11 protein-coding genes are annotated in these 12,901 nt (G+C 41.4%); 6 read left to right on the top strand and 5 right to left on the bottom strand.

Annotation, left to right across the window (positions count from 1 at the left end; genetic code table 11):
• Nucleotides 1–174: 174 nt before the first annotated feature.
• The gene (locus tag RM347_RS34495; RefSeq protein ID WP_322715566.1) at nt 175–2,577 is read right to left on the bottom strand and encodes an NB-ARC domain-containing protein; all 2,403 of its coding nucleotides are present in this window, start codon (nt 2,575–2,577) and stop codon (nt 175–177) included.
• A 791-nt stretch (nt 2,578–3,368) separates the two neighbouring features.
• Between RM347_RS34495 and RM347_RS34490 the strand changes: the two genes are divergently transcribed.
• Nucleotides 3,369–4,637 (top strand): alkaline phosphatase PhoX, encoded by a 1,269-nt coding sequence (locus tag RM347_RS34490; RefSeq protein WP_322715565.1) that lies wholly within the window; start codon nt 3,369–3,371, stop codon nt 4,635–4,637.
• Nucleotides 4,638–4,784: 147 nt separating this feature from the next.
• On the opposite strand, the gene RM347_RS34485 is transcribed toward RM347_RS34490, so the two are convergent.
• A complete protein-coding gene (locus RM347_RS34485) occupies nt 4,785–5,117 on the bottom strand; it encodes a putative toxin-antitoxin system toxin component, PIN family (protein WP_322715564.1) in 333 nt (110 codons plus the stop codon).
• Between the two features lie 81 nt (nt 5,118–5,198).
• A complete protein-coding gene (locus RM347_RS34480) occupies nt 5,199–5,435 on the bottom strand; it encodes a hypothetical protein (RefSeq protein WP_322715563.1) in 237 nt (78 codons plus the stop codon).
• Between the two features lie 251 nt (nt 5,436–5,686).
• On the opposite strand from RM347_RS34480, the gene RM347_RS34475 reads away from it, so the two are divergent.
• The 4 genes from RM347_RS34475 to RM347_RS34460 all read left to right on the top strand — a co-directional run bounded on the left by RM347_RS34475 (nt 5,687) and on the right by RM347_RS34460 (nt 10,623).
• A complete protein-coding gene (locus RM347_RS34475; protein ID WP_322715562.1) occupies nt 5,687–6,622 on the top strand; it encodes a ferritin-like domain-containing protein in 936 nt (311 codons plus the stop codon).
• A 23-nt stretch (nt 6,623–6,645) separates the two neighbouring features.
• Nucleotides 6,646–7,404 carry an isoprenyl transferase gene (locus RM347_RS34470; protein ID WP_322715561.1) on the top strand — a complete coding sequence of 253 codons (759 nt, stop codon included), beginning with the start codon at nt 6,646–6,648 and terminating at the stop codon, nt 7,402–7,404.
• Between the two features lie 236 nt (nt 7,405–7,640).
• Nucleotides 7,641–8,153 carry a hypothetical protein gene (locus RM347_RS34465; protein ID WP_322715560.1) on the top strand — a complete coding sequence of 171 codons (513 nt, stop codon included), beginning with the start codon at nt 7,641–7,643 and terminating at the stop codon, nt 8,151–8,153.
• Nucleotides 8,154–8,703: 550 nt separating this feature from the next.
• Nucleotides 8,704–10,623: an iron uptake porin gene (locus RM347_RS34460; protein WP_322715567.1), complete on the top strand. Its 1,920-nt coding sequence runs from the start codon at nt 8,704–8,706 to the stop codon at nt 10,621–10,623.
• Between the two features lie 414 nt (nt 10,624–11,037).
• Here the strand turns inward: RM347_RS34460 and RM347_RS34455 are convergent, their stop codons facing one another.
• Nucleotides 11,038–11,202 carry a hypothetical protein gene (locus RM347_RS34455; protein ID WP_322715559.1) on the bottom strand — a complete coding sequence of 55 codons (165 nt, stop codon included), beginning with the start codon at nt 11,200–11,202 and terminating at the stop codon, nt 11,038–11,040.
• A gap of 213 nt (nt 11,203–11,415) precedes the next feature.
• Nucleotides 11,416–11,733: a thioredoxin gene (gene trxA / locus RM347_RS34450; protein WP_322715558.1), complete on the bottom strand. Its 318-nt coding sequence runs from the start codon at nt 11,731–11,733 to the stop codon at nt 11,416–11,418.
• A gap of 313 nt (nt 11,734–12,046) precedes the next feature.
• On the opposite strand from trxA, the gene fabG reads away from it, so the two are divergent.
• Entirely contained in the window at nt 12,047–12,793 is a 747-nt protein-coding gene (gene fabG, locus RM347_RS34445; RefSeq protein ID WP_322715557.1) for a 3-oxoacyl-[acyl-carrier-protein] reductase, read from the top strand.
• Nucleotides 12,794–12,901: the final 108 nt, after the last annotated feature.

Here is a 12,901-nt window from a genome sequence, read left to right as displayed (position 1 = left end):
TGAGGGTGAGGCACTTGCTTTATGCAGGTGTTCCCGTCCACCGCAGTGGCTCACCTTTTTACTTTTGACTTCATCTTAGGGAGTAGGGGAAGCAGAATCTGATCGTCGTCTTCGCTCTAAAAGTTGGATAATTTAATTTCTGTTCTGAAAATCCCTTAATAAATTGGTGTTGCACTACGTCACTGAATTAGTGTGACACAAATTTGAGCAGCGCAGGTTGGAAATTTTTTCAACTTGTTTAGGTGCTTTTATTTCAGTAAATAGCTGAATTGCTCGATTAAAATTCATTTGGGTTTCATCAGGCTTTGCCATCTTTTGAGCAGTTAAACCCAATTGAAAATAAGCTTCAGCTAGGTCACACTTTGCACTTATTTTATCCAAAAGTTCGATTGCTTCTGTATGATTAGCCAAGGCTAATGCAAAATCTGCTTGTTGTCGATGGATTTCTGCTAAACCATTCAGTGTTTTTGCTTTTACCTGCATATAATGACTTTCTTCAGCAAAGGTCAAAGCTTGGTGGAATATTTGATTGGCCTGGGAAAATTCTCCTAAATTGACGTAGGTTTGACCCAAAATTTGCATGAAATATACAAATCTCCCAGTTTGTTCCACCAATTTTTCGTTCGTAATATTTTGATAAGCTACATCTGCTAATGCAGATGAAGCATCACGCAAACCTAAATAAGAATACACCAAAGCTAAACAGACTGAAGCTTTCTCTGCCCAGCGATGATGCTCGGTATTTTGAGCCAGATAAATTACTTGTTGAAATAACTTCGCGGCTGCCTCTAGTTCCCACAAATCTATTTTGTAAAGACCAATACTTAATAAAGAATCTACCTCTAGCATCCTCAGATAGTAAACTGTATGTTTATTTTCTGGCTGAGGTATGAGTGATTTGAGTGCTTGAGTTGCCAGAGTAATCGTCTTTTCTTGACAGGCGATCGCTTGACTAATCTTACCTGTTATCCAATATAAATCGCCCAATATATTATAAAGTTCACTGAGATTTTGGTCATTTTCCAGATTATTAACAACTTGATGAATTGCTGCAAGTATCGGTTGAATTAAACCCATGCGATACAGCGTGCTACCAAGAGGCAAAAACTGCTGCCATTGATTATTTCGGCTTTGGAGAATAACTTTACCGGCCAACTTAAAATCATGAATTTCTATGTAGTGATAATATGCTTCCAATGCTTGCAAAGCATCTTTAAAGGTTTCAATTTGTTTGACACTAGCTGTCCAAAATTCTGCGGCTTTGTGGTTGGCAATTTGCCATTCATCGCTGGGGCGTAAACGCGCGATCGCTTCTTTCCGAATCACCGGATGCAACCAATATTCACCTTTTTCGCACTCCACCAAAGACCGATTTCTCAACGAGGTGATGATTTGGCGATGTTGATCGGGTGGGACATCCCACAGTAAACAAAACAACCCTTGTGATGAGATGGTGGGTATATCTTGGTAACGATAACATCCCAAACGGCAAAGCAGGCGATAAGCTTGAGGGTCGAGGGCTTGCAGACGATTAATTTGACTAACTGCTAAATTTTTTAAGTCGGTTGCTGCTAAAGGATCGGCATGATTTTCTTGCCAATAAAGAGCCATATCACCGTCAAAATCTTCCTGAATCGAACCGCAGAGAATTCCCATTGCTTTCGCATTACCGCCATAAGTGCGATGCATGATTTGCAAAGTTGGCAAGTCGATGGCTAATCCACGGTTTGTAAAAAACTGTTGCCATGCGCTTTGATCCAAACCAGGAAGCCGATAGTGATTCACATTTAGCCCAGGTTCACAAAGGCGATCGCGACTAGTAATCAAGGTAACAGATTGCACCCTAGCATCAGCCAAAACCCGCAATAGTTCTACATAGTTGCGGTGAGAAGCAATCAACCCACCTTGTTGATCCAGTGCAGGTTCCAAATTGTCAATTAACACCCCAATTCGCCGATTGTGGAGTTCGCGCTTGAGTCGTCCCAAAGTTACCCCAAATTCTACCCCAGGTTCTCGATCGAAGTCTTGTTTGAGCCATTCCTCTACTACTCGTTCGGCGGGGGTGATATTTTGCGTTTCCTTCGCCATTAGCAGTTCTAAAACCAAATCAAACCCCTGAGTTTGAAGATATTGCTGCGCTAGAGTAGTTTTGCCTAAGCCTCCTTCACCTTGGATAACAATCACTTTCGAGCCTTGATTTACCAAAGTATTCAGGTGAGCGATCGCTTCTGTTCGTCCAATAAAATTGGTATCCTCTAATTTTGGGGTGGGTTGGGGCGATCGCGAGTAATCAATCAGACTTGATATCGCAGTAGTTTTTCTCAGAACTCGCTCTAAAGTAGCGCGACAATTACTTTTAGTAATCTTTTCTCGCAATACTTTAGAAAGCAGCTTCCATAACTGAGAACCAGCATCTTTGGCGTGTCCTTCCGTACAACCGTAAGAATGAGCGATATCCAAGTATTTTCTACCCAACCAAACTTGCACAAGAATCACTTTTTGCAAATCGCTCAACCGTTCCCCAGTCTGAGGAGGAATTATGGCGTCTAACCATGCTAATGCTGCTTCAGCGTCCATTGTGTAACGACAAGGGGAGTTCAGATTTTAGGGACAACTATAAATCACTCTACAGTTATGTTGCTGGAGTTTTCGGATAAGATTTTGTAAACCCGACTTTTTTCCCGACTTTTGCAAACTTTATTCAAAATTCAGCAGCAAGTTCTTGAAAGGATTGCTGTGATTACAACTTTTCTTGCATTAGCGATGTCTACGACGAGCTTCTCTACGAGACGCTACGCGAACGCTTACGCACAATGGCTTCGGAATTAGCAGCTAAGTCAGTCTCTCCTTTGAAACAGCCGATAAATTTACTTTGCTTGAGTTTCGCTAAGGGATCTGTTTTTTGTTGCTGAAGTTGTTGATAGCGCAGATCAATTGAAGACTTAATTGCATCTACTGTATCTTAGGGACTTCCAGAAAATAAATTATCCAAATTTACTCAGATAAGATTTTTCTTTCTCTCCCTGCTCCCTGCCTCCACAGCAATAGGATATTTTTTTAGTTGGAAGTCCCTTAGTCAGCCTCTTGTTGAATATAGGCAAGCTTTTGAGCATATTTTTCATCTAGATGAATATCAAAATTCAGCGTTGGTGATTGCGGTATGAATTAACTAAACAGAGGCATAGAATAATACTTCAAGTAATGAAGCAATAATCGAACAAAATATTACAGCATTTCTACGGAGTTTTAATGCCTTGAATAATCTTTTTTTAACCTATTATTAATTTGAAAAACCTGCTCTTCCTAGATAATTGAGGCTGGCTATTTGCAACAAATTAAGCCTAGTCCAAAATATCAGGGAGTATACATTGAATCTATCAAGACGTCAGTTTTTTACCCTGGCAGGGGCATCTGCTACAGGTGCTGTCCTTCTATCCCCTTTGCAAGCATTCTATGCTAAACCCGCGATCGCTGCGGGTCCCTACGGCAATTTAGTGGCCGACCCCAACGGAGTATTAGATTTGCCAGCTGGGTTCACTTACCGCAGACTGTCCGAAACAGGTCAAACGATGAATGATGGTTACAAGGTACCCGGTGCTCACGATGGTATGGGCGCTTTTGCAGGATCTAATGGCAATACGATTCTAATTCGCAACCACGAACTCACTCCCACTTCTAGCAATGGTTTGAGCGCTCCCAATAGTAGCAAGTACAACTCAAATGCGAGGGGCGGTTGCACTAAATTGGTTGTTAGTTCTTCCCGTACCTTGGTAGAACATCGGGGAGTCCTAGCCGGAACCATTCGCAATTGTGCCGGTGGTCCTACGCCTTCAGGATCTTGGTTAAGCTGCGAGGAAACCTTTGAAACCAATAACAACAAGAAGCATGGCTATGTTTTTCAAGTTCCCAGTAGCGCAACTACTTTTGTCACCCCTGTTCCACTAACAGCTATGGGGCGTTTTAATCACGAGGCTGCCGCTGTAGACCCCAACACAGGGTATATATACATGACGGAAGACCAGGGGAACGGGCTTTTCTACCGCTTCATTCCCAACCAAAGCAACAACCTGAGTGCTGGCGGTTCGCTATACGCCTTAAAGATTACAGGGTCGTCGGGAATCAACACAGCTACAGGTTTCCCAAAAAATACGCCCAAGGCTGTGGAATGGGTACAGATTAACACTCCCGATCCCGCCACTGATACTGTCAGAACAGAAGGGTATAACAATGGTGCCGCCAGGTTTTCCGGTGGGGAAGGCATCTTTTATGGCAGTGGTTATGTCTACTTCACTTGCAAGAGTGGGGGTAGTTCTGGAGATGGGCAGATATGGCGTTATTCGCCCACTAACAATACTGTTGAGCTATATATTGAACCAAACAATTCTGGTGTACTAGATAATCCAGACAATATTATAGTTTTCCCCAACCGCGACATCTTCCTCTGTGAAGATGGGGATGGAACGGATTACATTCTTGGCATCACTTCCAGTGGCAGTCTTTATAAGTTTGCCAAGAACGCCCTCAATACATCAGAGTTCGCCGGGGTCTGCTTCTCCCCCGATGGCCAGACGATGTTTGTCAACATGCAAAGTCCAGGAATAACCTTTGCTATCTGGCCAACCACCACCTCCTGGTAACCCTACATCCTCTTTCAGCCCAGTCAGGGTAGAAAGCGCCCTGGCTGGGTTCCTACCGTGACTTCAAATCGGGAAAAAGAGTTTATCGGCTGATTTGGCAGCAGAACGCCTTATCAGTGCTAATAAGGGATTTCAAAGAATTGAAGCTTATTCTCTCACATCACAAACTAACCTTTTAAATAAAGACAGAGAAATAATAGTTGTGTTTAACAAAGTTTGCGCTTCATTAAAATCAGCATCACCCGTAATAAAAAAATCTGCTCCTGCTGCAATAGCACAAGCTAAAAACTTTGCATCTTTCCTATCTCTGGGGAAATCAACCTCCACATCCACATCAATTAGTGTTGTCACTGAATCAATTAAATAAACCCATCTTTCGTATTGTGCCTCAGTTAATTTTAAACGAGGACGCTTTAAAACTTCCTTATACTCTGCGATAATCTCTGCCGATACAACCCACTCAAAAGCAGAATTTAGCAATCACAAATAAAATTACTGCCTCTGGATTTTTATCAGCTATAGCAGCAGAGACTACGATATTAGTATCAATAATAACTTTCATTATCCCCGTCTATAAGCTTCAATTTCTGCTACTATCTCTTCATCAGTTAAGGGATTATCTGCGTGTATTGCTTGTATTTCTTTGAATAATTTTTTTAATTCTTCTGCTAAAGTAACTCTTTGGTTATCGTCTGTCAAAATAATCACCTCAACTCTCTGTCCTGCTTTAAATGGTAAATCAGATAATATTAACTGCTTTGGATCTGCAATGGTGATATATGTTTTATAAGCGTTCATGATTTATCCTGTTACTCAACTTTTATCTACCCTTGTTCTAACAATTTCGCTACATTCTTTGCAATTCTCTCTTCTAACTTTGTAAAGTCGTCTTAGAAAGGCGAGGTTTGAAACCCAAATTTCCTATAACCAACTTTTTCCCCGACTTTTGCAACCCTATCACGTAAAACTGCCGACTTCAGCCGACTGACAAAACGAAGTGCGATCGCTTAGGCTATTGGGCATAGAGATAAAGATTTAAGTATAAAAATATGCTTATCACCCTCAGCCCAATCACAGAAGACTTAGCAGGTCAAAGCTATCCCAGTCCTCATTACTTGCAAACACAGCACCGCATTCGTTCCCTCATAGACAAATATATTGCAGTCGAAAAACTACATGAACGTCTGCAAGATTTACCCATACAGTTTGTCAATCCCCAACCGCGTCCCTGGAAACCCATCGATTGGCAGACGATTAACCGCAATCAAATTATCGGCTTAGACGCAGAGGTATTTTTATCTATCTTGATAGGTGCAATGGATACAGAAGCTCCCATTCGCGGCTATACCCAAACAAGTCGGCAATATTTGGAAAAATTGCATCCTCAGATGGCTCGGTTTGTTGGTGGAACTGTCGGTAAAGATGGCGAATTACTGGAACTTGGTTTGTGGGAAAAGGAAGAACGTCAACACACACCAGCATTAATCAAAATCTACACCCAATTAACGGGCGAGAAAATTACCCCAAAACTTCGGACTGTTAGAAGCTATCTCCCCACAGATGACGCCAACGAAGATTTATATCGCCACGGCTTACACCGCATTGCCACAGAATACGGTGCTACCTGTCTTTATATTTGGTTGATGGCTCACACCACTGGCGCACTCCAGGATGTTCTAGAGGAACTAGCACAGGATGAAATCAACCACATGACCAAATTCTGGGGGTTTGGAGTCTGGGCTTTCCCTGATACTGGGTTGATGCGAATTGGACGCACGCTGATTAAAACGCGATCGCCAAACTATCAGCGTAACAACCTGATGCGTACCCTCCGCCGCATGATGGCTACCCTCAACTGGAATGCTTGGTCATTAACCAACAAAACAACTCTCCTATTTACCTTCACTTACACAATGCATCGCTTGTGGAGTTGGAACAATAGCCTAACACCAGAGTACTTACAAAATTTATTTGAAACTAATTAGTAAAAACAAAGGACAAATGACAAATGACAAGTGACAAATCAAAATTACCCATCGATTTAAACCCCCAAAAAATCCCCCAACATATCGCCGTCATCATGGATGGTAACGGACGATGGGCAACCAGTCGAGGATTACCGCGCATTGCTGGACATCGCCAAGGAGCAAGGACGCTCAAAGAACTATTGCGTTGCTGCAAAGATTGGGGAATCAAAGCGTTGACAGCATACGCTTTCTCAACAGAAAATTGGCAGCGTCCCGTTGAAGAAGTAAATTTTCTGATGCATTTGTTTGAGCGATTACTACACCGCGAGTTGGCTCAGATGCATCAAGAAGGAGTACGAATTTCATTTATTGGAGATTTATCGGCTTTACCCAAGTCTCTACAAGCAGAAATGGAACGTTCAATGACAGAGACGTTGAACAATCAAGCAATCCACTTTACTGTTGCAGTCAACTACGGTAGCCGCAACGAAATTACCAGAGTTTGTCGTCAAGTAGCTCAACTCGTGCAACAGGGCGAACTCAGTGCCCAAGAGGTGAATGAAAGTCTTGTAGAACAACATCTCTACACAGCAGATACTCCAGAACCCGATTTGCTGGTTCGTACCAGTGGTGAGATGCGATTGAGTAATTTTCTCTTGTGGCAAATGGCGTATACAGAGATGTATTTCACCGATATTTTTTGGCCAGATTTTAATCGAGAAGCATTTCATCAGGCTTTGTTGAGCTACCAAAGACGCGATCGCCGTTTTGGTCAAGTTAAAGCTTCACTGTCAGCTTAGTGTACCAAACACCAGACATCGCCTCAAAATTAAACCGGATTTTTGCCATGAGCGATAAAGTAAAAGCACCCACATTACCACGATGGTATATGAGCGCTAACAAATAAAAACATTATTGAGGATAATCTATCTGCTATGACAGACCGAAGTAATTATAAGAATAGCAGCCACTGGGTAAATAAACTGCAAGGGTAGTTACAAATGTTTTGTTAAAAATATTACTTCCCGTAAATGCAATGCTTGATTTAGCCAAAATCCAATCGATTGCGAAATCTTATTCTCCTCAAGAACTCTTTGCTGCCTTGGTTTGGCAGCGTCAGTTCAATGAGTTTGATGGCGAAGAAGTGATTACTGACCTTTCCAGCCACAGAAATTTATGGGCAAGCTTTCTGTTCACAAAACCAATCTTTGCACCAGATGAAAACGGTTTAAGCTTTGGTGGTATGGTCGATACCCTTCTTGCAATGGCAAACTATCGTCCCATGCCTGAAACCAGCATCATCCATTTCATTGCCTATCCTGCTGATACACTGTACATCCTTGCAGAGAACCAAGACACAAAAGTATCTGAGCTTTTAGACTTGGGCAAAAAATGGCGGGCTGACTCAGTAGAGGTAAGTGATGGCACTAATGAAGACTACGGTTTGCGGCTTAAGCGCCGACTGAGAACTAGATTGGAAGGGGCCCTATCAGGTGAAGATGTTCACCGATATTCTGATGCGGTCATTGTTTGTTATTGGTGGGATTGAATACTTGAAATATCTCAATCAGAGAAATTGTGGGCCACAATATGCTGTTTTCCTCCCGATCTTAGCCTGCACCCAAATCGAGCAGCGATCGCGGTCTTTTAATTTTTTTTGAATAAATTATTTTTTTGCTAGGTATTGAGCCGAGGATTTCGGCTCAATACCTATATTCATTATCACAAAATTAGACTAATGTAATTATTATTTTGTCAATATAGTAATCCGATTTTATATTTGAACAGAGAAAAATTGGAAGGCTTATGAATCAGGCATCCTACAGAACTTACTGTTCACAAACCATTTACGATTTACTATAGTAACTATAAAAACTATCAATATATTTTTTTGTTAATTCTTTCCAAAAATAGTATTTACTATAATTTAATACTTGCGATATAAGCTGATGTTCTGATAAGTCAATTCAGAAAAAACCTGATATCAAAAATTTAAAGTTAACAAGATTCTCTTGCTAAATCTACTTTAAATTTACTTATCAATCCATTTTAAAATCGCAATCAATTTTTCCACTATTTTATCGGTGTTGGGAGTTATGATGGCAAAATATCTACTAGCTTCTGCTAGTGGGATGGGATTCTTATGTTTAATTGCTGGGTTATCACCTGTGCAAGCCCTTCCTAGTTTAGAAATTGCAGATAAAAACGTAGCTGTTAATCAAGATGATGGCAGCTATCAAAAAAAGGATTCTCATCAAAGCAATTTAGCAAATAATATCTCCAGTAAATTGCTGATAGCTAATGAGAGTCAAAAAAACTTATCCTCAGTCAATCAACAGCCAAAAAATCAAGATTTAAGAGTAGATTCTGCTGTCAACCTTTGGCAGCCAATCATACCACAATCTGCAAGTTCATCTCCAACCTCATACAAACTTGCACAAGTAACATCCGTATCCCAATTGTCTGATGTACAGCCGACTGATTGGGCTTTTCAGGCACTCCAATCTTTAGTCGAGCGCTATGGTTGTATCGCAGGTTATCCCAATCAAACCTATCGCGGTAATCGGGCGATGACTCGCTATGAATTTGCTGCTGGCTTAAATGCTTGTTTAGACCGAATCAACGAATTGATTGCCACTGCAACTGCTGATTTGGTTAAGAAAGAAGATTTAGCCACATTGCAGAAACTACAAGAACAATTTGCAGCAGAATTGGCAACATTGCGGGGTAGAGTAGATGCTGTAGAAGCTCGCACAGCAGAACTAGAAGCAAATCAGTTTTCTACGACTACTAAACTAAATGGAGAGGTAATTATTGCTGGTGTTGGTGCTAGCGGTGGCGCTCCTAATGACAGTGACCCGAACATCATCCTAGTCAATAGAGTGCGATTAAATCTCACCACTAGCTTTACTGGTAAAGATTCATTAATTACTGGATTGCAAGCCTATAATTTTTTGGGTGGAGCCACTGGAGAGGGTAGCTTACAACAAAATTTAGGATTAGCTTCGCCGATTTTAAGTTCAAGTAGCGCTCGTACCAGTTTTGAGCCGCAATTTCCGGGGTTAAATGTCAATACTTTGTCGAGTGTTGGCTCAAACAGTGTTCAGCTTTACAAATTGCTGTATATCTTTCCCGTCGCTAATAAATTAACCTTGTTTGCGGGAACTGCGGCAGAGACATCAGATGCTTTCCCAGCAATTACGCCTTTTTATGGTGAAGGACAAGAGTCAATATCTCGTTTCGCCGGCTTGAATCCTGTGCTACGGGTTTCTGGTGGAACTTCGGGTACTGGTTTAGCATCGGCGGCAGGGTTTATTTTTAACATTTCGCCAAATTTGGATTTAAGAGCTTTATACGGCAGCGTAAATGCCAATTTACCCGAAAAATCTGCTGCTGAGGCATTACCAGGAGTTTCTACTACACCTTTAGGAGCAGGTTTATTTAGTGGTAGTAGTGTTATTGCCACACAATTAACCTTTAAGCCAAGTCCCGCTTTCGATATTGGTTTAAACTATGCCCACAGTTATCACGAAATCAATATTTTGGGTACAGGATTAATTAGTAATGATGTCGGTGCTTTGGCAGGGGTTGCAGCTGGGACACCGGTCACACTCAACTCTGTTGGAGGTACGGTAACATGGCGATTGTCTCCCAAGATAGCCTTATCTGGCTACGGTGCAGCACTATTTGTTGATGCTGCTTCAAATAGCGTGAATGCTTCCACCACTTTTACAAGTTGGATGGCGGGAGTTCACTTCAAAGATTTATTCAAGTCAGGGAACACCGCCGGGATTCTTTTTGGTCAGCCGCTTTACCGTACCGATACTGGTGGTTCTGCTCAACTTACCCCCACAGGCGACAATCGGGCGACTCCTTACCATTTAGAAGCCTATTACCGCCTTCAAGTTAGCGATAATATCAGCATTACCCCTGGTGCGTTTGTTCTCTTTAACCCAGAAGGTAACAGCAACAATGAGACTACGACTGTAGGTGTACTCCGGACTACTTTTACGTTTTAAGAGATTGGGAGTAGGGAGTGGCTGACGTACCAAAAATATTATCAAACAAGTTAGCTATTTCTTTACTACTCTCTCTTACAACTTCCTTAGCTGCATCTACAAAATGTTAGACAAGGCCTCCAAATAGCCATCCCATCATTTCCTCACACGGTTTCACAGCATAATTAGTAAGCAGATATCCTCCCAAAAATAACACTCCTGAAAAGGAGTGTTGAGGATAAAATAATGACTAATAAATAAATAGAAGCTCACTGGACGATTATCGAATAATTTTATTTTGTGTTTTAGAAAAATATGGTCGCTTTGCCGAAAATATGCTGTTCAAAGCTGGTGCGATGCCTACGGCGGGCAACGCTACACTAAAAATAAAAGTAAGTAACCCTAGCCCATCGTAGACATCGGCCTACAGATAACCTAATTGTTTCTTCTGCCTGAGTTAGCAGTTTGATTTGAAATTTGGTGCTTTTGTATAACCCGCTCAATCTGGCAAGTCACCGCATCTATTCTATGTTTAACCTTATCAAAATCAATATTCACCCAAATATAGGCTTTATCAGGTTTTTGCTGCTTAGAATTCATATATTGCTTTACTTGTCAAGATATTTTGTTATATCTATACAATATATCCCTCTCAATTTCTAAACTACTTTCTCTAGACATATAAGTAGATATGCTTAATATTTACTTAAGATTTTATTCGGTGATTCATAGGGCTACAGCTGTGCGCCCCTACTAAAAAAGACGCGATATTCCGCGCCTCTGGCAGCTAAAATCGAAATTTTAAGTGTTAGCTTAAACCTTTGTTTGTAGATATTGTACTAACTGCGGTGCTTGCATCACTCCCTCTATCCGATCCACAGGCTGACCCTGCTTAAATAGTACTAAGGTTGGTAGAGCAGCAATTTTATACTGAGTAGCCAAATCTGTGTATTTCTCTGTGTCGATTTTAACAATTCGCAGGCGATCCCTAAGTTGAGCATTGACTTGCTCTAAAATTGGCACCATCATTTGGCATGGGCCACACCAGTCAGCGTAAAAATCTACTAATACAGGTACATCAGAAGCAGACAGCATCTCTTCAAAGCTGTTAAATTGCTTTTTAGTTGCCATGTGATACACACCGATTTTCAATTGTTTGTTTCAATAGTAATTCTTAGAAAATAAAAGCGGTATATGTTCATGGGTTTTTGTTGGAAAAGGATTAAATTAGTCAATATAGAATGATTTGCCAACAAAAAATCTTAAATAATTATAATAAAATCCGTATATTATTCTTGTTTGTGTATATGGATTAAATATGTATTTAAACCTATGCTGACCAAGCAAATAACTATAGATATTTAATTATCCAGACAATATTCAGATGTTCCCGAAATCACCATAAGATAATTAGCGCGGTATTTCTAAGATTGAGGAACATTAAATGGCACTATTACAAGATAAAGTCGCAATTGTCACAGGTGCATCACGAGGGATTGGTCGAGCGATCGCAATTGAATTAGCCACACAGGGAGCGATCGCAGTTGTCAATTATGCCAGTTCTAGTGCCGCTGCTGAGGCAGTTGTTACAGAAATTACAAATGCGGGAGGTCAGGCGATCGCTATCCAAGCTGACGTTTCTAAAAGCGATCAAGTAGACGCACTAGTTAACGCCGTCATCGAAAAGTTCAGTCGTGTGGATATCTTGGTAAACAACGCAGGTATTACACGCGACACACTGCTTTTACGTTTGAAGCCAGAAGATTGGCAAGCTGTGATAGACCTAAATCTTACTGGTGTTTTCTTATGTACACGCGCCGTCAGTAAAATCATGCTTAAGCAGCGATCGGGGCGGATTATCAACATTACTTCAGTAGCTGGGCAAATGGGCAACCCAGGTCAGTCAAACTACAGCGCCGCCAAAGCAGGTGTAATCGGCTTCACCAAAAGCGTTGCCAAAGAACTAGCTACTCGCGGCATCACCGTTAACGCCGTCGCCCCTGGCTTCATCACCACTGACATGACCAGTAATCTCAACAACCCCGAAGATATTCTAAAATACATCCCACTCGGTCGCTTCGGTCAGCCAGAAGAAGTAGCTGGGATGGTGCGCTTTCTCGCTGCTGATCCCGCCGCCGCCTACGTCACTGGACAAGTTTTTAATGTCGATGGCGGTATGGTAATGGCCTAAATAGCGCTGAGTTAAGAGTTATGAATTAGTAATTTTCGTAGTGGCGTGGCAAGGCTAAATTGTTGCAAAAAAATTTGTAGGTTGGGTTGAGGAACGAAACCCAACACT

It is taken from the genome of Nostoc sp. ChiQUE02 (genome assembly GCF_034531305.2).
Classification (GTDB): Bacteria; Cyanobacteriota; Cyanobacteriia; order Cyanobacteriales; family Nostocaceae; genus Nostoc.
Note: the sequence above shows the minus strand (reverse complement) of the source record. Positions and strands in the feature narration are given on the sequence as shown.